Source organism: Sphingobacterium corticibacter (assembly GCF_003076635.1).
In the GTDB taxonomy this organism is placed as follows: Bacteria; Bacteroidota; Bacteroidia; order Sphingobacteriales; family Sphingobacteriaceae; genus Sphingobacterium; species Sphingobacterium corticibacter.
Window position 1 is genome coordinate 872,591 of sequence record NZ_QDKG01000001.1, and the last position, 24,756, is coordinate 897,346.

Below are 24,756 nucleotides of genomic sequence, written 5' to 3' on the forward strand. Positions count from 1 at the left end.
AGAGAAACTGTTTTATACTTTAATGCTAATACGAGATTTTAGATACATGAAAATAATAAGAATAGATAAGGCAGATTATGAATTGGTGGTAGCGTTGTTTAATGACTACCGTATTTTCTACAAGCAGCCATCCGACATGGATTTAGCGCGTGCGTTTTTGCTACAGCGTTTGGAAAATAATGAGTCGATAATATTTGTGGCAATGGATTCTACTGCGGCTGTTGGGTTTACGCAATTGTATCCCAAGTTTTCTTCTATGCGAGCGACGAGAAATTGGGTGCTCAATGATCTTTTTGTTGATCCAAAATTTCGTAAAAAAGGAATCGGCGAAAAGCTGATCCAGGAAGCTATAGAATTTGCCAGATTGGACGGTGCTACCTTCGTAGATCTTTCTACAGCGGTGGATAATCTTACTGCGCAAAGTCTGTATGAACAGATCGGTTTTACAAGAAAGGGCAATGACTCTGAATTCTATGATTATAGAATAGCGGTTTCTAAAACGCAGTAGGATAGGTTGTATGATTATTCTTCGGAGAAGTTAAGTAATTCTGCTAAAGAGATTTCCAATGCCGCTGTGATTATAGTGCCTTATTATGGTGATAATTATATTTATAGAGTCTTTAGCGCCAATTCCTATATGCCGAGTTGTCGTCATTGCGAATTCGAGGTATGATGATTGAAGTAATCTAAGAAACCCAAGAAAGTAAAGTTAATTAAATAAGATCGCGTTGTTGTGCCATCTCGTGTTAGCTTTGATGTTACAAAAGACTACCATGCCCTAAGCCAATCAATTTACATTCGTGAAAAAAAGGGAAGTGTTTGTTTTGGAAAATTTTTGTGGTGCCAGCTGGATTCGAACCAGCGACACAAGGATTTTCAGTCCTTTGCTCTACCAACTGAGCTATGGCACCTTTTGCAACGGTACTTTTGTTGTTTGTTGCGATGCAAATGTAGCGTCTTTTTTCTGAAATCGAAACATTTCGAGTAAATAATTTCGCGCTAACAAGCAAATGCCTGATTTGTATGGAGATAATTTTTGACAACAAATAAACAACTACAAAGATTATTAAGGGTATCTTTGTCCCTCCATTGAAATGCTATGAGTAAAAGAGGAAGAGTATTGGTAGCTATGAGTGGCGGAGTGGATAGTTCCGTCGCTGCGGTAATGCTCCATGAACAAGGATATGAGGTCATCGGAATTACGATGAAAACCTGGGATTACGCGGCTTCGGGCGGTTCGTCGAAGGAAACAGGGTGCTGTAGTTTAGATAGTATCAATGATGCGCGTTCATTGGCAGTAAGTTATGGTTTTCCACATTATATATTGGACATTAGAGGCGAGTTTGGCGACTTTGTGATCGACAATTTTGTGGATGAATACATTGCTGGCCGTACGCCTAATCCCTGCGTGTTGTGTAATACACACATCAAGTGGGAGGCTTTGATGAAACGCGCCAATATGTTGGATTGTGAGTTTATTGCTACCGGCCATTATGCCAATATCAGATTACACGACAACAATCGCTACGTGATCTCCAAAGGTCGCGACGAGAATAAAGACCAGTCGTATGTACTTTGGGGTGTTACCCAAGAGAATTTAGCGCGTACGCAATTTCCGTTAGGAAGCTTCACGAAGGCAGAGATTCGCCAGATGGCTTTGGAAATGGGTCAAAAAGAGTTGGCTGCCAAATCAGAAAGCTATGAGATCTGCTTTGTACCAGAGAACGATTATCGTGCATTTTTGCGTCACAAAAAACCAACCTTGGATCAAGAAATTGGTCCTGGAAACTTTCTGTTATCCGATGGTACCGTAGTTGGTCAGCACATTGGCTATCCGTACTTTACGATCGGACAGCGCAAAGGATTGGGAATTGCTTTGGGTAAACCGATGTTTGTGTTAGAGATCTTGCCAGAAAGTAATTCTGTCGTCTTGGGCGAAGAGCATGAGCTGGAAAAATCACAAGCTTTCGTGCGCGACGTGAATTTGGTGAAATATGCTTCTTTAGATCAGCCTATGGAGGCGGTGACTAAGATCCGCTACAAAGATTCGGGTATGTTATCCACCATCACACAGCAAGGAAGTATGATGCAAGTAGATTTTACGCATCATGTGAAGGGCATCGCGCCTGGACAGTCAGCCGTGTTCTATGAAGGGGATGATTTGTTAGGTGGTGGTTTCTTGATGAAATAATGATAAATAAAGAGCTTTAGCGGCTTACCTTTAATAAAAACGCCCGTTGCTACGAATAGCAACGGGCGTTTTTATTTTGCTGCGGTCGATCCGTTAAGATTCCAGATCTTTTAATCGAATGCTCACCGCATTTTTATGTGCTTGCAAGCCTTCCAGCTCAGCTAGGATTTCCACTGTGGAGCCAATTTGGCGTAAGCCATCTTGGGACAATTGCTGAAACGTAATCTTCTTTACAAAGGAATCTACCGAAACACCGGAATAAGATCGGGCGTAGCCCGATGTTGGCAGCGTGTGGTTCGTTCCAGAAGCGTAGTCGCCCACACTTTCCGGTGTGAGATGTCCTAAAAAGACTGATCCCGCATTTTGCACGCCGTATACCAAGCGTTTCCAATCATCTGATTGGATAATGAGATGTTCTGGTGCATACTTGTTGGAAAATGCTAAAGCAGTAGTAATATCTGTGGTGCAAATAGCGTAAGAGTTTTCTATGGCTTTTTGTGCAATGGCAGCGCGTGGAAGTTCTCCTAATTGTAGCAGCAACGCTTGATTCACCGCTTCGATCAACGAAGAGCTGGTTGACACAAGTACCGCCTGACTATCGGCGCCATGCTCTGCTTGTGCCAGCAAATCTGCCGCAATGTAATCGGCATTGGCCGATTCGTCTGCAATTACCAACACTTCCGAAGGTCCGGCCGGCATATCAATGCTGACCTGCGTGCGGCTTTGAATGAGCGATTTCGCCTTGGTGACAAATTGATTGCCCGGCCCAAAAATCTTATCCACACGTGGAACGCTTTCCGTCCCGTAAGCCATCGCGGCCACCGCTTGTGCGCCACCCGTTAAGTAGATTTTTTTGATTTGCAACAGCTTTAAGCAATAGGCGATAAAGCCATTCACCTTGCCATCTTTCTGAGGCGGCGAACACACCACAATTTCCTTGCAACCCGCAATACGCGCTGGCACGCCCAACATTAATAAGGTCGAAGGCAATACCGCAGATCCGCCGGGAATGTACAAGCCGACTTTCTCAATTGGTCGCACTTCACGCCAGCAGGTAACACCCGGCATGGTTTCAATCGTGCGTTCTTTCTTGAGTTGCGTCGCGTGGAATTTATGAATATTTTGAAAGGCAATCTCCAATGCTCGTTGTTGCTGTCGAGAAATGGTTGCTGCCAAAGCTTCGATCTCTGCCTCATCCAAATACAGCGCATCCAGCGAGATTTGATCGTATTTCAATGCCAGTTGCCGCAACGCATCGTCGCCATTTTGCTCAACTTGTGCAATGATTTGCTCTACCGTATCCTGAATGGCGTTGTTTGGATCCGTATTCCGCAAGGTAAGGCGGTCAATATCTTGGGCAGAAAGCTGTTCGTATTGATACGTCTTCAACATATTTATAAAATGATTTTTTCAATTGGCATCACGACAATTCCTTGCGCTCCCGCCGATTTCAAGGTGTTAATTTTACCCCAAAAATCTTCTTCCGGAATTACCGTGTGCACGGCTACCCAACCTTCTTCTGCCAAAGGCACAATTGTAGGGGATTTCACACCTTGAAGCAACTCTGTGATTTGTGGGAGGTTTGTTTTTTCTACATTCAATACCACGTACTTCGTTTCCTTGGCGCGCAATACGGATTGGATACGTTGTAGCAATTCGCACAAAATTGGATTCTCTGCTAACCCGGCGCGGCCAATCAAAATTGCTTCCGATGTGCTCACATCTGCAAAGGGCTTCAGACCATTATTCTTCAATGTGCCACCTGTAGATACGATATCGCAAATCGCTTCGCTTAATCCCAAGCCAGGAGCAATTTCCACCGATCCAGAGATAGGGTGTATTTCTGCTGAAATTTGTTTGTCTTTTAAAAATTTGCCGAGAATATTAGGGTAGGAGGTCGCGATGGATTTGCCGTCAAGGTCTTTGATGTCATTAAAGTTCGAGTCTTTGGGTACAGCCAACTTTAAGGTACATTTACCAAAACCCAAACGCTGCAAGTAATCGACTTTCGCAAGTGATTCATCAATGACATTCTCGCCTACGATTCCCAAATCGGCTATTCCTTGCTCTACGTAATCAGGAATATCATCATCCCGCAGAAAGAGAATTTCTAGATTGAAATTGGACACAATGGTGATGAGGGAACTTTTATAATTTTCGAAATCAAGGCCACAATTTTTAAGTAACTGTACAGATTTCTCATTTAGTCTACCCGATTTCTGGATAGCAATCTTTAGATTTTTCAAAATATCTTTAAATTATTTGTTGAAGGATACTAATTATTATTCGAACATCCATGGGATGGAATGCTTCACGTAGAAACACATACATTTATCTATCGCCACAATGGCGATGATGGACAGGTACGTGATATGTGATGAATAAAATCATGTGTATTAATTCACTGGTAAATATAGGATTTACCGTTCGTAAATCCAAAACTACCAGGATCGAAATAGGAATGTGTTCCGATATTTTTAGCAGCAATACCGTGCAGATTTCCGTTTGAGCGAGCCGCGATTCGGCTAAAATTTGTATTTTGTCATTTCCTAACTCAGACAATAAATACGTTTAGTCAACGGCGTACATAAATATTAAAAATGCATCAAGAACACAATTTGAAAGCAACCTGTTTTGGAGAGATTCTATGGGATCTCTTTCCTGGGAAAGATAAAACGGCTGGTGGCGCACCATTTAATGTAGGCTATCATCTGCACCAAATGGGCATTGAAGTACACATGATCTCTGCCGTTGGCCAAGATGCATTGGGCGATGAATTATTGAAAAAGCTCGATCGCTGGAATATTTCGTCCAAAGGAATACAACGAAACAGCGATTATCCAACCAGTACCGTAGTGGCCACGATCGATGAAGATAATGAAGCCCATTATGAAATTAAAGAAGGTGTCGCTTGGGATCACATCCAATTAATGGACACAGATATGCAACAGATCAAAGAAGCAAAAGCTTTGGTGTTTGGCTCATTGGCAGCACGAAATTCGGTGTCGCGCGAAACTCTTTTTTCTCTTGTTGAAAGCAGCTCTTATCGCATATTTGATGTCAACCTACGACCACCGTATATCGACCAAGAATTGCTGTTGCAATTGTTGCAAAAATCTGATTTAGCAAAATTCAATGCCGCTGAACTACAGTTGGTGCTATCTTATTTGGGTAAGCAATATAAAGATGTGAAAGATGGCATATTTTTCTTGCAAGATCATTTTGAGATTCCCGAAATCATCTTATCTCGGGGCGCATCTGGCGCAACTTATTTTCATGGTAAAAACGTATACGCATTACCTGCCGCAAAAGTCGTGGTAGAAGACACCGTAGGAAGCGGTGACTCCTTTCTGGCTGGATTTGTTTCCGGTCGTCTTTCCGGTATGAATCCAGAAGAAGCATTGGAGCAGGCCATTTGCTTAAGTGGATTCGTTACGTCAAAATCAGGAGCTTGCCCAGACTATACGCAACAAGATATTGTCGCGATGCAAGAAGTGTATCGTCAGCAATCCTAGAATTTTCGGTCTTTATAATAGTACGCTTTGTCTTCTTCGGTAATGGTTTTGATTACTCGGCAAGGATTGCCTACTGCGACCACATTGGCAGGAATCGATTTGGTGACCACCGATCCAGAACCGATCACCGTATTCTCCCCAATTGTGATGCCCGCATTGATCACCGTATTGCCACCAATCCAGCAGTTGTCGCCAATGTGAATTGGCAAAGCATATTCCCAACCAGCAACGCGCGGCTCGGCATGAATTGGATGACCTGCGGTGAATAAAGAAACATTGGGGCCAAACATCACGTTATCGCCAATGGCAACCAAAGCGCAATCAAGAATCGTCAAGTTGAAGTTTGCATAGAAATTTTCACCAATCTCAATATTATAACCATAATCACAGCGGAAGGGTGGCTCGATCCAAAAAGCTTTTCCAGTCTTACCAAACAGATTTTTGATGATACGTGCACGATCCTTTATGCAAGCAGGAGCTAGGTTGTTGTATTCCATCAATACCTCCTTCGCCTTTTGACGTTCGTCGAATAGCTCGCGGCCATCTGCGCGGTAAGGTTCGCCAGCAATCATTTTTTCTTTCGCAGTCTTCATATACGTTGTGCCCGATTATAAATCCGAATATACAGTTTTATGCAGTATTTCGTGCGAAAGTTGCCATTTGCTGCCCGAACTGGTACATTTGATGATACAACAAAAATAAAACAGTATTTATGAGTATACATACGCTTGAACCTACCGCGATCTGGTCTCATTTTGCCGCGATCAACGCGATTCCACGTGCGTCTAAAAAAGAAGAAGCTATCATTGCTTACATGCTTTCTTTTGGCGAATCGTTGGGGCTTGACACCGAGCGCGATGAAATAGGAAATGTATTGATACGTAAGCCCGCTACAGCTGGTTACGAATCCAAAAGCAGACTTGTACTGCAAGCACACTTGGATATGGTACACCAGAAAAATGCGGATAAGGATTTTGATTTTGCTACCCAAGGTATTCAAATGGGAGTAGATGGCGACTGGGTTCGCGCAGATGGCACCACATTAGGCGCCGACAATGGCCTTGGTGTTGCTGCAATTATGGGCGTACTTGCTTCTAAAGATATCGCGCATCCAGCGATCGAAGCGCTCTTTACCATAGATGAAGAAACCGGTATGACCGGAGCAAAGTCATTAAAACCAAATTGGTTAACCGGTCAATATTTGCTTAATCTGGATACCGAAGAAGATGACGAAATTACCATTGGCTGCGCTGGAGGCGTCGATGTGACAGCGACTGGTGCATTAAGTGTAGAATCCAACGATGAATATAACGCACTTGTGCATATTTCCGTAAATGGCTTGCAAGGTGGTCATTCCGGTATGGATATCAACAAAGGTTTGGGTAATGCCAATAAGTTGTTGATGCGCGTGTTAGATGCGGTGATCAGCGAAGCGGATGTCCGTTTGTACGCCGTGGATGGCGGAGGATTGCGCAATGCGATTCCGCGTGAAGCAAGCGCTACGGTAGCTTGTCGCGCAGCGGATGCTGCGGCAATTCAAGATCATGTAAAGAGCTTGGACCAAATCATCGCGAAAGAATACGCACATACAGAACCGAACTTGAAGATTAGCTCGGCGGGAGAAGAGGCACAAGGTAAATTAACGGTGCTAACGCGAGATACCCAGCAAAAGTTTGTCGCAGCATGTAATGCCGCACATCATGGCGTATTTCGCATGAGTCCAGTATTTCCTGATTTGGTAGAAACATCGAATAACGTAGCACGAATAGTGTTAAAAGATGGAAAGTATACCATCCTTTGTCTCACTCGATCTGCCATACAATCATCAAAAGATTATTTGGCTATGATCTTACGATCTACTTTCGAATTGATAGATGCAGAAGTGGCTTTTTCTGGAGAATATCCGGGTTGGGAACCTGAACCAGATGGAGAGTTGGTACGCTTGACTGCGGATACTTACAAGCGTTTGTTTCAAGAAGATCCACAGGTCTGTGCTGGGCATGGCGGTTTAGAATGTGGCTTGATTGGTGAAGTATATCCAGACCTCAAAATGGTATCCATCGGTCCTACGATTCACGGTGCACACTCACCCGATGAGCGGGCATCAATTTCTTCGACGGCTAAGTTTTGGAAATTCCTTTTGGAATTATTGAAAAATACACCTTAAATTTCTAAATAATTGAAAAATAAAAAGCCGGCAAATTCTAGGTTTGCCGGCTTTTATATAATAGAATAACGATCCTATTTGTACTGAATTACGAATTCGTCTTTCTTAACGCGTACTTTCTTCAGATTTAGTAACCAATCATTGGCCTCATCGCGATAACCTAATGCTAAAATAGACACAGATTTCAAACCTTTCTCTGGAAGTCCCAAAATCTCATCTAACTCCGAATTTATAAATCCTTCCATCGGTGTAGCATCAACCTGAAGCTCAGCTGCTGCAGCGATAGCCATGCCAAATCCAATATAGGACTGTCTGGCTGCATGGTTAAATTGCTGTTCTTTGCTCTGCGCAGAAAAGCCTTGCATCAACATTGCTTTGTAATCATTAGTGAAACCTTGAGGCTGTCCTCTTTCACTTTCATGCTGTGCAAAAACTTGATCTACTCGCTCAGCGCTATACTCATCAAATGCTGCAAATACCAATAAATGTGAAGCGTCAACAATCTGTGATTGAGACATGGCAATCGGTTGGATTTTCTGTTTCAATTCAGCATTAGAGATTTCTATAATGCGGAAAGGTTGTAAGCCGGATGAGGTGGGGGCAAGGCGAGCCGCTTCCGTGATATAGTCTACTTTATCTTGTGGTACTATCTCACCATTCATTTTTTTGGTGGCATATCGCCAGTTTAATTGCTCGTGAAGATTCATATTCTTTGTTTTTTATTTTGCAAAACAAATCTAAGACCAAATAATGGTGTTTAAACATTTATTTTTTTTTCGTACAAAAAAATGACAATATATAATTTGATGAAAATCATGTACTTTAGGATATGAACTTTTTTAAAAGCAAACGAAAGGTTTCTCTGGTGCTTGGTAGCGGTGGGGCAAGAGGATTGGTGCAGATTGGTGTAATCAAAATGTTGCTTCAGAAAGGCTATATCATCGATGAAATTGTAGGATGCTCCATTGGCTCTCTTATTGGTGCAGCTTATGCCCAAGGCAAGTTGGATGAGTTGGAAGAATGGTTGAAGGGCGTGACAAAAATGAAAGTATTTCAATTGATGGACTTCTCTAATCCGTGGTTTGGTATTTTGAAGGGTACGAAAGCCTTAGATTCTCTAAAATTGGTTTTTCCAGATATGGCGATCGAAAAGTTACCCATTCGCTATGTCGCGGTAGCGACCGATCTACGGAATGAATGCGAAGTGGTATTTGATACGGGAAGTGTATATGATGCTATTCGCGCTTCCATTGCGATTCCTGCCGTATTTACCGGTGTAGATTCCGAAGGGCGTTATCTGGTGGATGGCGGCGTGCTCAATCCGCTTCCTATCAATTACGTCAAAAAGTCAAAGCGTAATCTAGTCGTTGTCGTCAATCTCGACGGACGTCCCGATCCAGAAGTGGGCGAAGTGGTAGCTGGCGGCAAGTATACTTCACTGACGGTATTGCAAGAGGCTTATTTCGCGATGCGGCGACGATTGAGCCAATTATCGATCGATATGCACAAGCCAGATTACGTCATTACAGTACCTCATAATACGGCTGGTATTTGGGATTATCATCGTACACTAGATCTGGTCGAAAAAGGCATGAAGTGGACGGATCTCCTCATGCCAGATGCAAATCTTAAACGGAAAAAAGCACCCGCTAATTCGTAGCGCTTTTTGAAAAGTTGTTCAAATAACTGTTTAATGCTTCATTGAAGAGGGTAGGTTGTTCCAGATTTGGCAGGTGTCCACTTTCTGCTATTGTCACAAATTTCGATTGTGGAATTTTTTCCTGCATTTCTTGCATCAGCTCATCTGCTGTTATCTTGTCCTGTTGGCCGCGAATCAATAATGTCGGTACAGAAATGTTTGGTAGCACATCCGAAGTGTCCGTTCGCGCAGCTAGAGCGAGGAGGGTAGCGCAAATACTGTTCAAACTATTCCGACGAATACTACTTTTAATAACATCCACTGCTTCTGCATTGTCGTCTGCACGAGGATTGGCAAAAACATTCTCGATAAATCCGATCGCAAACGGACGACGACCATGCGTGAGCACCGCTTGAATCGAGTCAAATCTCTTTTGCTTAGCGACATTATCATCCGCTTTGCTATGTGTGTCGCTGAGGATCAATCCTGCAAAGAGCGTGGGAGCTATTTCATACGCGCGCAGCGCAATATAGCCGCCCATAGAAATACCGCAAACGACTACTTGATGCAACTCCATCTTTTTGATAAAGGCAATGAGATCTTTTGCAAATAAGTCGATGGATAGAAAACCATGTCCTGATGTGGTATTGCCATGTCCACGTACATCAATAGCGATGCCGGTGGTGGATTCGTCTAATGCCTCCAGTTGCGGAGTCCACATCTTTTTATTGAATGGGAATCCATGAATAAAGATGACGGTTCGTTGTTCCTTTTGCGTGGCTTTTCTAATGAGAAAGGAGATGCTAATGTCGTTTATTCTGATTTTATTTCTTTTGATCCGCTCTGCCATTTAATCTTATTTAATATAAATCTTTTGTTTTCAACTGGATATGTTTTATATCCCATCCTTACGACGCTAAAGTGAAGAAAAAGTTTGGAATAATCGAAAAAGTCACGATATTTGCCTCACCAAAACGGTAACACACCGGTCGGTTAAAAACTGCGCTCATAGCTTAATTGGATAGAGCACCTGACTACGGATCAGGAGGTTAGGGGTTCGACTCCCTTTGAGCGCACTTTTTTACTATTCCTAAATCATTCCAATCTAATTTACGAAAAAAAATTAATAGCCCTGTATTTTTCATGGTTACAATAAAATAATAAACCATTGTCTTGCTCTGTATTCTTGGAGCGAGACAATGGTTTGGAAACCTTAAGCTATTTCTGCGAAGAAATAACCATCACGATGTATCAAATCACGGTGCTTGATGATTTGTTGCAGATTAATTTTTCCGATAACGTATTTATATTCTTGTCCGTAAAAACGTTCTGAAATACTATTGAAACTTAACGTATCTAAGATTTGCTCATCTTCATAACGTAAGTAGACTGTCAATTCATAATCGGTGGAGTAAGTTACTTCCTGTGATTTTGCGTGTTTTTTAAATTCGTAGCGATAACCGTATCGAAGTGCTGTAATATCAGATAATACGGCAGATCCAGTCGGATGGCCGCCTGCACCTTTTCCAAAGAAAAACTGTTCGTCGGCAAAGGCTGCTTTGACCACCACACCATTATTTTCATTTTCTACGCCGTACAACAGGTTGTCTTTGGTTACAAATTTTGGCAATACATACAAGATGATTTTTCCATCGACTTCTTTAGCGAGGGGAATCAACTTGATTTTGTAATTCTTCTCACGAGCATAGGTGATATCTGCCTGTCCTAGTTTGTCGATTCCAAGATTAAGGATGTCTTCTGGCTTTACATAGATACCGTAAGCATGATTTGCCACGATCGCTAGTTTGTATTTCGGATCAAAGCCGCCCACATCCAGTGTTGGATCCGTCTCTGCAAAACCCAAATCCTGCGCTTTCTTTAGTGCGGTATGATAATCTTGATTTTCGTTGAAAATTTTAGATAAAATGTAGTTGGATGAACCATTGAAAATGCCGCTAACACTGTGCAAAAGCTCATTGTCATAGTATTCTTCTAAGTTGCGAATGATCGGAATAGATCCACATACAGCGCCTTCATACAATAATGATTTGCCAGTTTCTTGTTGTATCGTAGCCAATTCTTCCAAATGTGTAGCAATCATTTTTTTGTTCGCTGATACGACATTCTTGCCCGCATAAAGGGCTCTTTTAGTTATTTCAAACGCGGCATCGGCATCATCGATAAGTTCTAGTATGGTGTTGATTTCTGGATCATTCAAAACCGCGTCCGCATCTGTTGTGAATAGATGGTCGGGAAGCGAGCGTTGCTTATTCGGGTTTTTGATCACAAATTTCTTTATCTCCAGATTTAGATCTTTGGTTTTGATAATGTCGTACAGTCCTTGGCCAACTACACCAAAACCAAACATCCCAATCGTTAATTTTTCACTCATTTTATCTCAAATTGTTTTTTAGTTATATAAAATTAAAGCGATTCAAAAGCTTGTTCCAAATCAGCTTTAATGTCGTCAATATGTTCGATTCCCACAGATAAGCGTAATACGCTCGGATATACGCCAGAGCGTTGCTGCTCATCAGTACTTAATTGTTGGTGTGTCGTAGCTGCTGGATGAATAATCAACGTCTTGGCATCGCCAACATTAGCGACGTGGCTAATCAGCTCGAGTGCATCAATAAATTCATTCGCTTTCTCGCTGCCGCCGCGAATGGCAAAAGATAACACCGCACCGTAACCATTTTTCAGATATTTTTGAGCGGCGTCGTGATAGGGATGGCTCTTCAGTCCTGGATAGCTCACCGATTCGACCTGCGCATGGTTTTCCAACCATTGCGCGATCTCTAAAGCGTTGTCTACATGCCGTTGCACGCGAAGCGAAAGGGTTTCCAATCCTTGCGTTAGTAAAAATGAATTGAAAGGCGAGAGTGCCGGTCCAAAATCACGCAAGCCTTCTACGCGAGCGCGTATGGCAAATTGTATGTTGCCAAATGAGCTGTTTTCTCCAAATACATCGGAGAAGACCAATCCATGATATCCTTCAGAAGGTTCTGAAAATTGCTTGAATTTTCCATTACCCCAGTTATAGTTTCCACCATCAACAATGACACCGCCAATGCTAGTGCCATGTCCGCCGATCCATTTTGTGGCAGATTCTACTACGATGTTAGCACCATGTTCTAATGGTTTGAACAAGTAACCGCATGCGCCAAAGGTGTTGTCGACCACAATAGGCAAATCGTGTTTTTTGGCAATAGCAGACAGGCGCTCAAAGTCTGGTATGCTGTAGGCTGGATTGCCGATCGTCTCCACATACAGTGCTTTTGTGCGGTCATCAATCAATTTTTCAAATTCGTCCGGATCACCTTGATCTGCAAATCGCACTTCAATACCTAGTCTTTTAAAAGCAACTTTGAATTGATTAAATGTACCGCCATATAGATGTGAACTGGAGATAAAGTTATCACCACTTTCCAAGATGTTATTTAAGGCTATAAATTGAGCCGCTTGCCCTGAGGCCACAGCTACGGCAGCTACGCCGCCTTCCAATGCGGCTATACGTTTCTCGAAAACATCCGTTGTAGGGTTCATTATCCGAGTGTAGATATTGCCAAATTCCTTTAACGCAAATAGGTTTGCGCCGTGTTCTGCATTGTCAAAAATATAAGATGACGTCTGATATATAGGAAGAGCGCGCGCCCCTGTGGTGGGATCTGCTTCTTGTCCAGCATGTATTTGTAGGGTTTCGTATTGTAACGTTTTTTTATAAGTCATAATAGTGAAATTATTATGTGCGTGAATAAAGAATAGTCTGCAATGAAGATGGGTGTCGTCTATTTGGTCGAGATGAAGGTATGCTATGTACAGATCACAGCTTACGAGCTTATCTCAACAACGACTACCGCATTCGAGGCTGACAGACTACGATTACTCTTAGTAAAGAAATGAATGGCGTGGCAAGATCACGGTGTATCGTGAGTGCCAATAAAGGTATAAAGTGCGTTTTTTCGTTCATCTGTTCTATTATTTATATACTCCAAAACAACGTTTTGGACAGGAATTGGCACCTTTTCAACTTCGTGTTGTTGGTTGCCAGTGGGTCATAGAGCCAGTCTCTCGCCACTTCTGTATAAATCAAGACCTGAATCGATAGAAGAAGGTATTGATTTGTATTATCGAATGATATACATAGCAAATATAGGTTTTTTGCTGTGCGTAACAAGAGTCTGAGCTAAAAAAATAAAATTTCAGATTTTTCTATAAATCTTAATTGATGCTGTATCATAGCCTTAGTACAAAGAATTTTAAACTTTGTGATCAGAAATACTGCTGCTAAGAGGAGTTGTTTTTTTTCGATACAATAGCTAAAATGTTTTAGCATTTATCATTATTTAATCTATAATTTAAAACACTGTAAATCAAGTATTTAATTTAGTGTTAATGGTACAATAAGCTTAATTTTAGTGTTAAGTGAAGATGTTTTGGTTAATTTTGTTTCGTATATAAAAATGAATAAACTGTAATGCAAAAAATTCTTCAAGAATCTTTATCTGGACTAGTTCTGGAGCCTAAAGGTGAGTTGTACAGCGAATTGGCTCCTTCAGAATTGATTGAGCATGCTGTTGAGAAAAGGGAAGCGACACTTTCGTCTTCTGGGGCACTAAATATTATGACAGGCACATTTACTGGGCGTTCTCCCCGCGATCGTTATATAGTGCGCGATGAGATTACTGAAGATGTGATACATTGGAATGATGTTAATCAAGGTGTATCCACTGACGTCTTTGAGGCGTTGGAACGACAAGTGAAGAAATACTTAGATGCCAGCAAAGCGTTGTATACACGTACAGCAAACATTGCTACGTACGTAAAATATGGTAGAAAAATCCATTTTGTGACAGAACTTGCTGCGCAAGATTTGTTTATCAGCAACATGTTTCTTCCGGAGGAAGAGGTAGAGAATCATCGCGATTGGACCGTTTGGGTTGCTTCCTTATTAAAAACGGAAAAATTTGAAGATTTAGGTCTTCGAGCTTCGAATGCGGTAGTGTTAGATTTTACGAAACGAAAGGTGCTGATCATTGGTACAGCATATACTGGGGAGATTAAGAAAAGTATGTTTTCTGTGATGAACTTCGTGCTGCCACAAGAGCACAATGTGCTCTCGATGCATTGCTCTGCGAACATGGGAAAACATGGTGACACAGCTTTATTTTTTGGATTGTCAGGTACGGGGAAAACGACTTTATCAGCAGATCATGATCGCTATCTCATCGGTGACGACGAGCATGGTTGGTCCGACGACGGAATTTTTAATTTGGAAGGAGGTTGTTATGCCAAATGCATTAATCTGAAGGTAGAAAGTGAACCGGATATCTTTGGTGCCATACGATTCGGAGCTTTGACAGAAAACATGGTTTTTTTGCCAAATAGTCGTCATTTGGATTATAGCAATAGTTCGGTTACCGAAAATATTCGTGTTTCCTATCCGATCAATTACATTCCCAATGTGGTCAAGATCAATCGTTCGGCTGCGCCGAAACATATTTTTTTCTTGACAGCAGATGCGTTTGGAGTATTGCCACCATTGTCGAAATTAACAGTTGAACAAGCCATGTATTACTTTTTAAATGGCTATACGGCGAAAGTGGCTGGTACAGAGGTCGGAGTTGCAGAGCCCGTTGCTACTTTTTCAGCCTGTTTCGGTCAGGCATTCTTACCGCTGCACGCGATGCGCTACGCCGAAATGCTTCGCGATCGTTTGCAGCAAGATACAACTACACAAGTTTGGTTGGTCAATACGGGATGGATCGGTGGACCTTATGGCGTTGGTCGTCGTATACCACTTTATCATACGCGCGCCATGATCCGCGCGGTGATGCAGGGAGCTTTGGATGACGAACATTTTGTGCAACACCCAGTTTTCGATCTAGCTATGCCAATTGCTTGTCCGCAGGTGCCAGATACTATTTTGGATCCGCAGTCGCTGTGGCAAGATCCGGATAGTTATACCCATAAGGCACAGGAACTGAAAGATCTTTTTGAGCAGAATTATCAAAAATATGTGCATTAAGTTTAGGGATCATAGATTATGGAATACAAAACCCTAGGCCAGTTCATTATCGAAAAACAAGCCGAATTCCCCTTTGCTAAAGGGGAGTTGTCACGGTTGCTGCGTGATATTGGCATCGCTGCTAAAGTGGTAAATCGCGAAGTCAATAAAGCTGGATTGGCAGAAATTTTAGGCTCTTTCGGACAAACCAATGTGCAAGGCGAAGAACAGCAAAAATTAGATGTGTTGGCCGATCAAGAATTTATATCTGCACTGAGGAGAGGCGGAGAGTGTTGCTACATTGCCTCCGAAGAACATGAAGAAGGTTTAGATTTTTCGTCATCTGAAGGATCTTCTGATGGAAAGTATATTGTATGTATAGATCCTTTGGACGGCTCATCCAATATTGACGTCAACATATCTATTGGAACAATATTTTCAATATACAGACGTAAGTCAGCATCTGGAAAGATAATGGAGGAAGATATCTTGCAACAAGGTCTAAATCAGGTGGCCGCGGGATACATTTTGTATGGTTCTTCTACGATGCTGGTGTACACAACTGGACATGGTGTTAACGGTTTTACGCTTGATCCCAGTATCGGTGAATTTTGTCTTTCGCATCCTGCGATGCGAATTCCTGAAAATGGAAACACATATTCCATCAATCAGGGAAATTTTGTCAACTTCCCGCCCGCTATAAAAGAGTATGTAAAATTGTGTCAGGAGGAGAATCTATCTTACGGTCGACCATATTCATTACGTTATATCGGATCATTGGTTGCTGATTTGCATCGTACTATGCTCAAAGGTGGCATATTTATGTACCCAGAAAGTGTGCGACACCGAAAAGGTAAACTGCGCCTTATGTACGAGTGCAATCCCATGGCGTTTATTTTGGAACAAGCGGGAGGCAAAGCTTCTACAGGGAAAGATCGCATTTTAGAAATACAGCCAGAGGAGTTACATCAGCGTACGCCATTGGTCATCGGGAGTCCGATAATGGTGGATATAGTAGAAAAGTTGTATGCTGAGCTAGCGGGATAATCGGATGATTGATATTAGGTTCGCAGCTCAACAATTAGCTGGTGTAAAATCAATTTTGTGTAAGCAGTTGTATATTTTGCAAATACGTATTTGAATGTACGCATTCTAACTTTTAGGTTCGAAGTTCCAATAATAATTATAGCAGACGAAATCGAAGCCCCACTTGTAATTGCTGAATATAGGAATCATTCTGATCATTGATTCGGCTAAAGCCATTTTGACGACGATACCGCACATATAGCTTTCCAAACTCTACACCCAATGCATAGCCCGTGTTTAGGCTAGTGTTGAATGCAGGAAGGCCATTGTTTAATAAGTGTTTGTCTTCGTTTAGTAATTTACTGAAATCTATACCGGCAAGTAAAGCAAATCGTGGCGTGATAGTAAGTTTAGCAAGTAGTGGAACGTTAAAATAGTCAATCGAGCGTGTACCTTTGCCTATTCCATTAGGTAAAATTTGTGTCGACTCATTTGTTCTTATTCTTGAAATATTATAACCAGGTTCTGCCTGCAAGGTGAAGTACCTATTCAATTCATAACTAAGGAATACACCGAATTGTAGTCCAATTCGGTTGGAGGACCTAAATTCAGAGCCGATTCCCTTACTAAAATTACCTCCACCCAACACTCCAATACCAATTTGGGCTTGTGCGATTACAATAGAGGTCAAATAAATAACAGATGAAAGGAGGAACTTGCTGCTATATTTCTTAACAGTATATTTTATTTGTGATATCATGCATGTGTGATCGTGAGTACGTAAAAATACGGTACTTGTTTCTAAAGAATGGTTGACTTTTGTAAATTTTTAGTCAACTATTTAGGGTCGGAACATAGACCTTTTTGTGAGAAAAAGTGCTTGTTCTACTAAAGTAATTTCTAACAATGGCAGCTAAAGTTGAAATTTTGACCGAATAATACGCGATTTAACCAGTTATTTTTCCTAATCGATACATTTTACGACTTCAGGCCGTCTCTTTTTTGTATTTTTTTGTACGTTTACGGTATCTAAAAATTAATCTAAATCATGTGGTATAAGAAATCCATATCAAAATTGGTTGCAGAAGCGCAGCAAAGTGGGGAAGGAACGCTGAAAAGAACCTTAACAAGTACGGGGCTTATTGCGCTTGGCGTAGGAGCTATTATTGGAGCCGGCTTATTTTCGTTAACTGGTATAGCGGCGGCTGATCATGCTGGTCCAGCGGTAACAATTGCTTTTGTTATTGCAGCGATTGGTTGCGCATTTGCCGGATTGTGTTATGCAGAATTCGCTTCCATGATTCCAGTAGCTGGTAGTGCGTATACGTATTCTTACGCTACGATGGGTGAGTTTATGGCGTGGATCATTGGTTGGGATTTAGTATTAGAATATGCTTTAGCAGCCGCTACCGTGTCAGCCAGTTGGTCACAGTACGTCAATCAATTGGTGATTAACATATTTGGTCAAGGACTGCCTGAAGCCATTCTGCATGGTCCATGGGAAGGTGGTCTTGTGAATCTTCCTGCAATTATTATTGTCGTATTGATTTCCTTGTTGCTCATGCGTGGTACACAAGAGTCCGCGTTGGTCAATAATGTATTAGTGATTCTAAAAATTGCCGTGGTACTGATCTTTATTGTATTGGGTTGGTCTTTCATTAACCCAGTTAATCATGATCCATTTATTCCTATTAATGAAGGCGAGGAGTTGCTTAAAGCCGGAAAGATTGGTATGTTCGACTTCTTTAGTGAAGGGTACTTTGGTCACTACGGGATTAGTGGAATATTAAGAGCTGCTGGTGTCGTTTTCTTCGCTTTTATCGGTTTCGATGCGGTGAGTACAGCTGCTCAAGAGGCCATTAATCCTAAAAAAGGGATGCCAATTGGTATTATCGGCTCGTTAGTAATTTGTACTGTTTTTTATGTAGCCTTCTCCTATGTGCTTACGGGTTTAGCGAATTATAGAGATTTTCAAGGTGATGCGAGTCCAGTAGCAACTGCATTTGCAGCTACAGGTTATACCTTCTTAAATACAGCGATGACTATTACTATTATTGCAGGATATACTTCTGTAATCTTAGTGATGTTGTTGGGGCAAAGTCGTGTCTTCTATAGCATGAGTAAGGACGGTTTGTTGCCAAAAATATTCTCAGATCTTTCGAAACGTCAGACACCATGGAAGACCAATGCCGTGTTTATGATATTCGTAAGTATTTTTGCGGGATTTGTTCCAGTATCTGATTTGGGACACATGGTGAGTATCGGTACGTTGTTCGCTTTTAGTTTGGTATGTATAGGCGTGATTGTGCTACGATACAAAAACCCAACGGCAGAGCGCCCATTCAAAACCCCATTGGTGCCATTGATTCCTATTTTGGGTGTATTGGTTTGTGTGGCAATGATGGCTTCTTTACCGATCGAAAGTTGGGAGCGTCTAGGGATCTGGATGTTATTAGGAGTAGTGATTTACTTCGTATATGGAAAGAAACGTAGCGTATTACGCAGAGAGATAGAAAGTGGAAGATACGAGCAAGACTAGTATCTTAATCCGTTGATATAATAAACAAACGCCGCCTCTTGCAGGGCGGCGTTTGTCGTGATATGCGATAAAAAATTAGTACATTACGACAGTTTTTTATTTATACCAAACATTACATATTGAAATTTACGGAATTTGGTTTCGTTTCTACATTGGAAGAGGGACTAGAAAGTATGGGATTCGAGGTGGCAACGCCGATACAAGAACAAACTGTACCTGTTATATTAGCAAATAAAGACCTTATTGCCTGTGCTCAAACAGGAACGGGTAAAACAGCTGCATATCTGTTGCCTATTCTTAATAAGATCTGCACAAATCCAAAGGAAGCCGTCAATACGATTATCTTAGTGCCTACCCGAGAATTGGCCTTGCAAATTGATCAACAGATCATGGGTTTAGCGTATTTTACGGGTGCTACATCTATTTCGGTGTACGGCGGTGGTGATGGTATGGGGTATGAACAGCAGAAGCGTGCTATACGCGAAGGCGTAAACATTATTGTAGCTACACCAGGTCGTTTGATCAGTCATATGTCTTCTGGAAAGTTTGACTTTTCCCAGTTAGAGCACCTCGTGTTGGATGAGGCAGATACGATGTTGGATATGGGATTTCATGATGATATTCTCCGTATCATTAGTTATTTACCAGTAAAGCGCCAAAGTTTGTTGTTTTCGGCTACCATGCCTGGTAAGATTCGTACACTAGCAAAGAAAATCTTAGAAGAACCGCAGGAAATTAACATTGCGATCTCTAAACCTTCTGCTGGTATCGATCAACATGCCTACATGGCCTACGACGATCAGAAAGGTAAATTGATTCGACACATTCTCTCTAATGAAGATTATACTAGCATTATTGTGTTTGCTTCGAAAAAGGAGATTGTTAAAACATTGGCGCGAGATCTTTCTAAAAGTGGTATTGAGGCGGAAGGGTTTCACTCTGACTTGGAACAAGCGCAGCGTGAATCTATTATCAATAAATTTCGCTCTAAGCGCTTACGCGTCTTGATCGGAACGGATGTGATTAGTAGAGGTATTGATATTGTAGGTATTAGTTTGGTCGTTAACTACGATGTGCCGCCAGATCCAGAAGATTATGTGCATCGCGTCGGACGTACGGCTCGGGCCTCTACTACCGGTACGGCGATCACGTTTATCAATGAGAAAGATCAATCTCGCTTTGCGCGAATCGAAAGCTTGATTGAGTATGAGATCAAAAAGATGCCTTTACCAGAAGGATTAGGTGCCGGCCCGACTTACAATCCAAAAACCGGTGCGCCAAAAAAAAGAAACAACTTCCGAAAGAAGAAAAATAACGCTAAAAATGGAAGGCCTATGTCAGGAGGATCGTCGCCTAATAGGACCAAATCCTCTGAAAGTTAAAAGTGTTTGTTAATATGCTTACATCTTATCGCCTGAGATTGTTCGCATATATGCGCAAAAGAAACATCCCGAGCCCCAAACAATTCTGGGGTCGGGATGTTTTTTTTTAAGTTACTGCTCATAGCAGCATAGCATACAAATACCTAGAACTATGTTTACTAAAGAAAAACTTTTGCAGAAAATAGAAGAATACAGGGCAGATTTTGCCGATCTCAATCCACTTATCGCTCGCTCATCTGCGGCGGATATTTTTGATGAATATTTTTATGAAGAAAGCGACGAAGTGCCTACTGTTGGTTTTAATCCGCAATCTGGCGAGCACCTGCGTGTAGGAGAGAAGCTATATTATCATCCCGATAAAAGTCATTTAGTTCCAGAGCGTTTACGAGATTATCTGCGCGAGATTAAACTGGAAGACTAGAATACAACAAATAGTATTAAGGGCCCAACTTAATTAAACAACTTTAGATTTATGAGTTACACAAGAACATTTAGTCATGACATTGATGGAACCTCAGTTGATTTCGATGTAACGTACAACACAGAAAGCCACTTCTTTACCGTAATAGAATCTGGTTTACCAGAGCCCTATTTGTTAAAATTCGATATGGGTACACGAACATGGAGTATAGAAGCAGAGGCTGAGCCCAAAATATCAGCAGAAGAATTAGCGATACTGGTTCAAAAGCATTTTGGTAGATCTGTATAAAATATCTTAAAAATACTGATTAGGATTACTATAAAGCGTTTGAATTTTAGAACTGAATTCAACTTCATGTAAAATAAAAAAGCGAAGATTTACTCTTCGCTTTTTTGGGTAAATGATGGGGCTCGAACCCACGACCCTCGGTACCACAAACCGATGCTCTAACCAACTGAGCTACATCTACCGTGTTTTGGTGTTACAAAAGTAGTATAATATTGCTATTGTCGCAAGCATTCTTCACTAAAAAAAGCTGGTAAAGTAATAACAGTATGATTTCAAGGTTATTATTTTTTTTATCACGCTGAAATAACCGTAGTTCTATCAAGAAAAATGCCTTGATGTATGTTTTACGTACATCAAGGCATTTGACATCTACTTATACAAAAGGTACAAATTTACCTAAGTATGCTTTACGTCCATCTCATCGACATAGTCTTCGCGCATTTCAAAGTCTTCTACGATTAGATCAGCGTAGTTAGCTTTTTCTTTGCTGCCGAAACGACGTTGGAAACCATCGAAAATGGAATATACCACAGGTACAATGACCAATGTGAGGAATAGAGAGGAGATCAATCCTCCGATGATGACAATCGCCAAACCTCGGTTTGTATCAGCACCATCACCGGTGGCCATCGCAATCGGAATCATACCAAATACCATCGCGATTGTGGTCATCAAGATCGGGCGCAGACGTGCATGGTTTGCAGCAACCAGCGCATCAAAGGTATTGGCACCGGCCTCTTTCTTGTGGTTTGCAAAATCCACTAGAAGGATCGCATTCTTGGCAACTAGACCAATCAACATGATAATTCCCAAGATGGTAAAGATGTTTAGTGATTCGTTGGTCAATGCTAATGCTAACAATGCACCGATAAAGGATAGTGGAATCGAGAATAATACGATGAATGGTGTAGCGAATGAATCATAAAGTGCAACCATTACGAGATAAACCAAGAGAATAGAAGCTACTAAAGCGATCCCTAATGTGCCAAAACCTTCGGATTGATTCTCCATGTTACCACCCCAAAGATATTGAACTCCAGGAGCGCGTTCAAGTTGCTCAAACTGAGCTTCCCAATCTGCAGCGACAGCACCGCCAGATCTACCAATCACTTGGCCTTCTACTGAAACTGCTGGAGATTTATCACGACGCTCTAATAAGGTTGGGCCTGAGCTATATTTGACATTAGCAAATTGTTCTAACTTAACCGCGTCTCCTTTGTCATTAATAAACTCAAGATCTTGTACATTACTAATGTCGTAGCGACCTTTGTCATCAAACTGAATATTGATTTCATATTCATTATCACCAGCACGAAACTTATTATCCGTATTTCCAGCGAAGGCAGTTTGCATGCTCATACCGACCGTAGAGATACTCAGTCCTAAGGATGTCATCTTCTCCCGATCTACTTCCACATTGATTTCGGGATTACCTGTTTCCGAGGTCAATTTAACACCTACTGCTCCAGGAACTTCACGTAACTGATCTGCCGCTTTTTCTGCAAATGCTAATGCGTCTTCCATTGAGGATCCGATGATTGTCAGTTTTAATGGAGCTTGTTCAGCACCAATTAATCCCATGGCAACCATTTTGATCTTTGGTCCGATCAATTTATTTTCCAAATCGCGTTTTAGCTGTGCAGAATATACTCGTGAGTTGATTTCTGTTTTGTACTCATCTTTAATGAATACCTGAATCTCGGATTTGTAGCGAGAACCTCCGGTAGACATTACTCCATCACTTGACTGACCAACTGTCGTGATCATTCGTTCGATTTCTGGTTTGGAAGCGATGAAAGCTTCCGCACGTTGTGTAAACTGATTCGTTACTTGTAGTGACGCATCTTTTTCTAATTCTAATTGCACCAAAAACTCGCCGCGATCACTGCTTGGGAAAAAGTCAGATCCAATGAAACCTAGCGGTAATAAGGCAATGGATGCGACAAATAATACGATAGCTAGAAGCAAGGTTAGTACCTTATTCAACCGAGTTTTGATAGACCATTTCAATAGATCAGAAATCCAGTGAGTGAAACTTGTTAGTCCATTTTCGAAACCAGTGATGATACGACCAAAGAAAGAGGTTGTACTGATGTGCTCTAATTTTCCGAAACGAGAGTACAACCATGGTACTACGGTAAAGGAAACTAAGAATGAAAGCGAGGTCGCGATAATAACAGTTACACAGAATTGCTTCAAGATGTCGGCGACTAAACCTGATGACAATGCGATCGGCAAGAATACAACGACAATTACCAACGTAATGGCAGATACAGTAAATCCAATCTCGGTCGCCCCATCATAAGCTGCCCGAACTTTGTTTTTTCCCATCTCCATGTGACGGTGAATATTTTCGAGTACTACAATCGCATCATCCACTAAGATACCTACCACTAGCGATAATGCTAATAAGGACATCAAGTTTAGGGTATAGCCCATGATGAAAAGTCCTATGAATGTAGCAATCAAAGAAAGTGGAATGGCTACCATGGTAATTGCAGCGTTTCGCAAGCTATGTAGGAAGAACAGCATGATAAGACCGACGAGCACAATCGCAATCACTAAGTCATGTACAACATTGTCCGCTGAACTCAACGTGAATTCGGATGAGTCAGAAGCTAGAAAAATATTAATGTTGTTCTCCGCATAATCAGTTTCGATTTGAGCCATGGTGCTCTGCACCAGCTCTGAAACTTCTACAGCATTGGCATCAGATTGTTTAAATACTTGTAGCAAAATCGTATTTTGACGGTCTAAACGAGCAATTTTTTCAATCTCAGCAATACCATCTTGTACGTCGGCAATATCCCGCAAGTATATGATTGATCCTGCGGAAGTAGAGATTGGTAATTCTCTTAACTCGTCAATCGTATTTACTTTACCAGCCAGACGGATGGTCGTACGCTTTTCATCTGTACTCACACTTCCTGTTGGGAAATCTAAGTTAGAGGAAGCGATCATTTGTTGCACTTGAGTCAATGGGATGCGGTATCCACGCAATTTATCTGGGTCTATACGCACCTGAATCTGACGCTCTTCACCACCGACCATGTCAACTTTTGCGACACCGTTGATGCGTGCGAAAACAGGTTGGATTTTTTGATCCAATAAGTCATACAAATCTTTCTCGGATAAGTTTGAGGTAACCGCCAAACTCATGATAGCAACATCGTCTAATGAGAATTTATTTAATGAAGGCGGGTCCACATCATCCGGAAGGTCATTAAGCACTGCATTGATTTTACGCTGAGCGTCGGTCAATAAGAAATTGACATCGGCACCCGTGTTGAGCGTGATCATCACAATCGATAGATTTTCCATCGAGGTGGCCTCAATTTTTTTAATGCTTTCTAAAGACGATACCGCGTCTTCAATAACACGCGTTACGGTATTTTCTACCTCTGTAGGAGAAGCTCCTGGGTAGACTGTTTGTACCGAAACAACGTTTGTTTCAAATTTTGGAATAAGTTCGTACCCTAATTGTGAGTACGAGAATAGACCTCCCAACGTCAATAGTATAAAGAGTACTATGATGATGCTCGGTCGTTTTATAGAAATTTCACTTATTTTCATGCCTGATA

At 41.6% G+C, this 24,756-nt stretch carries 20 protein-coding genes, 3 tRNA genes and 1 riboswitch; of the genes, 12 read left to right on the forward strand and 11 right to left on the reverse strand.

The window, feature by feature from the left end; all coding sequences use genetic code 11:
• The first annotated feature begins 46 nt into the window (after positions 1–46).
• Positions 47–508, forward strand: a complete 462-nt coding sequence (locus tag DC487_RS03720) for a GNAT family N-acetyltransferase (RefSeq protein ID WP_116774583.1) — start codon at positions 47–49, stop codon at positions 506–508.
• A 330-nt stretch (positions 509–838) separates the two neighbouring features.
• Here DC487_RS03720 and DC487_RS03725 read toward each other — a convergent pair.
• Positions 839–911, reverse strand: a tRNA-Phe gene (locus DC487_RS03725).
• Positions 912–1,099: 188 nt separating this feature from the next.
• Here DC487_RS03725 and mnmA point away from each other — a divergent pair.
• A complete protein-coding gene (mnmA, locus tag DC487_RS03730) occupies positions 1,100–2,191 on the forward strand; it encodes a tRNA 2-thiouridine(34) synthase MnmA (protein WP_116774584.1) in 1,092 nt (363 codons plus the stop codon).
• A gap of 93 nt (positions 2,192–2,284) precedes the next feature.
• Here mnmA and hisD read toward each other — a convergent pair whose 3' ends face one another.
• The gene (gene hisD / locus DC487_RS03735) at positions 2,285–3,583 is read right to left on the reverse strand and encodes a histidinol dehydrogenase (protein ID WP_116774585.1); all 1,299 of its coding nucleotides are present in this window, start codon (positions 3,581–3,583) and stop codon (positions 2,285–2,287) included.
• Positions 3,584–3,585: 2 nt separating this feature from the next.
• Positions 3,586–4,437: an ATP phosphoribosyltransferase gene (gene hisG / locus DC487_RS03740; protein WP_116774586.1), complete on the reverse strand. Its 852-nt coding sequence runs from the start codon at positions 4,435–4,437 to the stop codon at positions 3,586–3,588.
• A 354-nt stretch (positions 4,438–4,791) separates the two neighbouring features.
• Here hisG and DC487_RS03745 point away from each other — a divergent pair, with 354 nt between their 5' ends.
• Positions 4,792–5,706, forward strand: coding sequence for a carbohydrate kinase family protein (locus DC487_RS03745; protein ID WP_116774587.1), 915 nt, complete (start codon positions 4,792–4,794; stop codon positions 5,704–5,706).
• On the opposite strand, the gene DC487_RS03750 is transcribed toward DC487_RS03745, so the two are convergent.
• A complete protein-coding gene (locus DC487_RS03750; RefSeq protein ID WP_116774588.1) occupies positions 5,703–6,299 on the reverse strand; it encodes a sugar O-acetyltransferase in 597 nt (198 codons plus the stop codon). The genes DC487_RS03745 and DC487_RS03750 overlap by 4 nt on opposite strands.
• Before the next feature lie 119 nt (positions 6,300–6,418).
• On the opposite strand from DC487_RS03750, the gene DC487_RS03755 reads away from it, so the two are divergent.
• Positions 6,419–7,873: an aminoacyl-histidine dipeptidase gene (locus DC487_RS03755; protein ID WP_116774589.1), complete on the forward strand. Its 1,455-nt coding sequence runs from the start codon at positions 6,419–6,421 to the stop codon at positions 7,871–7,873.
• Positions 7,874–7,947: 74 nt separating this feature from the next.
• Here the strand turns inward: DC487_RS03755 and DC487_RS03760 are convergent, their stop codons facing one another.
• Complete coding sequence (locus DC487_RS03760) at positions 7,948–8,580, reverse strand: nitroreductase family protein (RefSeq protein WP_116774590.1); 633 nt, start codon at positions 8,578–8,580, stop codon at positions 7,948–7,950.
• A gap of 122 nt (positions 8,581–8,702) precedes the next feature.
• On the opposite strand from DC487_RS03760, the gene DC487_RS03765 reads away from it, so the two are divergent.
• Positions 8,703–9,533 (forward strand): patatin-like phospholipase family protein, encoded by an 831-nt coding sequence (locus DC487_RS03765; RefSeq protein WP_116774591.1) that lies wholly within the window; start codon positions 8,703–8,705, stop codon positions 9,531–9,533.
• Here the strand turns inward: DC487_RS03765 and DC487_RS03770 are convergent.
• The gene (locus tag DC487_RS03770; protein ID WP_116774592.1) at positions 9,523–10,362 is read right to left on the reverse strand and encodes an alpha/beta fold hydrolase; all 840 of its coding nucleotides are present in this window, start codon (positions 10,360–10,362) and stop codon (positions 9,523–9,525) included. The two genes, DC487_RS03765 and DC487_RS03770, sit on opposite strands and share 11 nt — an antisense overlap.
• A gap of 152 nt (positions 10,363–10,514) precedes the next feature.
• Here DC487_RS03770 and DC487_RS03775 point away from each other — a divergent pair.
• Positions 10,515–10,588: transfer RNA gene (locus DC487_RS03775), tRNA-Arg, on the forward strand.
• 137 nt (positions 10,589–10,725) lie between these two features.
• Here the strand turns inward: DC487_RS03775 and DC487_RS03780 are convergent.
• Positions 10,726–11,904: a homoserine dehydrogenase gene (locus DC487_RS03780; protein WP_116774593.1), complete on the reverse strand. Its 1,179-nt coding sequence runs from the start codon at positions 11,902–11,904 to the stop codon at positions 10,726–10,728.
• A gap of 32 nt (positions 11,905–11,936) precedes the next feature.
• Positions 11,937–13,241: an O-acetylhomoserine aminocarboxypropyltransferase/cysteine synthase family protein gene (locus DC487_RS03785; RefSeq protein WP_116774594.1), complete on the reverse strand. Its 1,305-nt coding sequence runs from the start codon at positions 13,239–13,241 to the stop codon at positions 11,937–11,939.
• A gap of 250 nt (positions 13,242–13,491) precedes the next feature.
• A riboswitch (SAM riboswitch) is annotated at positions 13,492–13,603 on the reverse strand.
• A 386-nt stretch (positions 13,604–13,989) separates the two neighbouring features.
• Here DC487_RS03785 and pckA point away from each other — a divergent pair.
• Positions 13,990–15,540 (forward strand): phosphoenolpyruvate carboxykinase (ATP), encoded by a 1,551-nt coding sequence (pckA, locus tag DC487_RS03790; RefSeq protein WP_116774595.1) that lies wholly within the window; start codon positions 13,990–13,992, stop codon positions 15,538–15,540.
• A 15-nt stretch (positions 15,541–15,555) separates the two neighbouring features.
• Positions 15,556–16,566, forward strand: coding sequence for a class 1 fructose-bisphosphatase (fbp, locus tag DC487_RS03795; protein WP_116774596.1), 1,011 nt, complete (start codon positions 15,556–15,558; stop codon positions 16,564–16,566).
• A gap of 136 nt (positions 16,567–16,702) precedes the next feature.
• Here fbp and DC487_RS03800 read toward each other — a convergent pair whose 3' ends face one another.
• Positions 16,703–17,236: an outer membrane beta-barrel protein gene (locus DC487_RS03800; protein ID WP_165799010.1), complete on the reverse strand. Its 534-nt coding sequence runs from the start codon at positions 17,234–17,236 to the stop codon at positions 16,703–16,705.
• Positions 17,237–17,593: 357 nt separating this feature from the next.
• Between DC487_RS03800 and DC487_RS03805 the strand changes: the two genes are divergently transcribed.
• The 4 genes from DC487_RS03805 to DC487_RS03820 all read left to right on the forward strand — a co-directional run bounded on the left by DC487_RS03805 (position 17,594) and on the right by DC487_RS03820 (position 21,175).
• On the forward strand, positions 17,594–19,084 hold the full coding sequence (locus DC487_RS03805) for an amino acid permease (protein WP_116774598.1): 1,491 nt from the start codon (positions 17,594–17,596) through the stop codon (positions 19,082–19,084).
• 119 nt (positions 19,085–19,203) lie between these two features.
• A complete protein-coding gene (locus DC487_RS03810; protein WP_116774599.1) occupies positions 19,204–20,466 on the forward strand; it encodes a DEAD/DEAH box helicase in 1,263 nt (420 codons plus the stop codon).
• Between the two features lie 151 nt (positions 20,467–20,617).
• Positions 20,618–20,887 carry a hypothetical protein gene (locus DC487_RS03815; protein WP_116774600.1) on the forward strand — a complete coding sequence of 90 codons (270 nt, stop codon included), beginning with the start codon at positions 20,618–20,620 and terminating at the stop codon, positions 20,885–20,887.
• Between the two features lie 51 nt (positions 20,888–20,938).
• On the forward strand, positions 20,939–21,175 hold the full coding sequence (locus tag DC487_RS03820) for a hypothetical protein (protein WP_116774601.1): 237 nt from the start codon (positions 20,939–20,941) through the stop codon (positions 21,173–21,175).
• Positions 21,176–21,282: 107 nt separating this feature from the next.
• Here the strand turns inward: DC487_RS03820 and DC487_RS03825 are convergent.
• Both DC487_RS03825 and DC487_RS03830 read right to left on the reverse strand, forming a co-directional pair.
• A tRNA-His gene (locus tag DC487_RS03825) sits at positions 21,283–21,356 on the reverse strand.
• A gap of 215 nt (positions 21,357–21,571) precedes the next feature.
• The gene (locus tag DC487_RS03830; RefSeq protein WP_116774602.1) at positions 21,572–24,748 is read right to left on the reverse strand and encodes an efflux RND transporter permease subunit; all 3,177 of its coding nucleotides are present in this window, start codon (positions 24,746–24,748) and stop codon (positions 21,572–21,574) included.
• Positions 24,749–24,756: the final 8 nt, after the last annotated feature.

Bases quoted from the DNA above. Each gene is read 5' to 3' on its own strand.
- DC487_RS03720 (WP_116774583.1), top strand. From the start codon at position 47: ATGAAAATAATAAGAATAGATAAGGCAGATTATGAATTGGTGGTAGCG.
- mnmA (WP_116774584.1), top strand. From the start codon at position 1,100: ATGAGTAAAAGAGGAAGAGTATTGGTAGCTATGAGTGGCGGAGTGGAT.
- hisD (WP_116774585.1), bottom strand. From the start codon at position 3,583: ATGTTGAAGACGTATCAATACGAACAGCTTTCTGCCCAAGATATTGAC.
- DC487_RS03745 (WP_116774587.1), top strand. From the start codon at position 4,792: ATGCATCAAGAACACAATTTGAAAGCAACCTGTTTTGGAGAGATTCTA.
- DC487_RS03750 (WP_116774588.1), bottom strand. From the start codon at position 6,299: ATGAAGACTGCGAAAGAAAAAATGATTGCTGGCGAACCTTACCGCGCA.
- DC487_RS03755 (WP_116774589.1), top strand. From the start codon at position 6,419: ATGAGTATACATACGCTTGAACCTACCGCGATCTGGTCTCATTTTGCC.
- DC487_RS03760 (WP_116774590.1), bottom strand. From the start codon at position 8,580: ATGAATCTTCACGAGCAATTAAACTGGCGATATGCCACCAAAAAAATG.
- DC487_RS03765 (WP_116774591.1), top strand. From the start codon at position 8,703: ATGAACTTTTTTAAAAGCAAACGAAAGGTTTCTCTGGTGCTTGGTAGC.
- DC487_RS03770 (WP_116774592.1), bottom strand. From the start codon at position 10,362: ATGGCAGAGCGGATCAAAAGAAATAAAATCAGAATAAACGACATTAGC.
- DC487_RS03780 (WP_116774593.1), bottom strand. From the start codon at position 11,904: ATGAGTGAAAAATTAACGATTGGGATGTTTGGTTTTGGTGTAGTTGGC.
- DC487_RS03785 (WP_116774594.1), bottom strand. From the start codon at position 13,241: ATGACTTATAAAAAAACGTTACAATACGAAACCCTACAAATACATGCT.
- pckA (WP_116774595.1), top strand. From the start codon at position 13,990: ATGCAAAAAATTCTTCAAGAATCTTTATCTGGACTAGTTCTGGAGCCT.
- DC487_RS03805 (WP_116774598.1), top strand. From the start codon at position 17,594: ATGTGGTATAAGAAATCCATATCAAAATTGGTTGCAGAAGCGCAGCAA.
- DC487_RS03815 (WP_116774600.1), top strand. From the start codon at position 20,618: ATGTTTACTAAAGAAAAACTTTTGCAGAAAATAGAAGAATACAGGGCA.
- DC487_RS03820 (WP_116774601.1), top strand. From the start codon at position 20,939: ATGAGTTACACAAGAACATTTAGTCATGACATTGATGGAACCTCAGTT.
- DC487_RS03830 (WP_116774602.1), bottom strand. From the start codon at position 24,748: ATGAAAATAAGTGAAATTTCTATAAAACGACCGAGCATCATCATAGTA.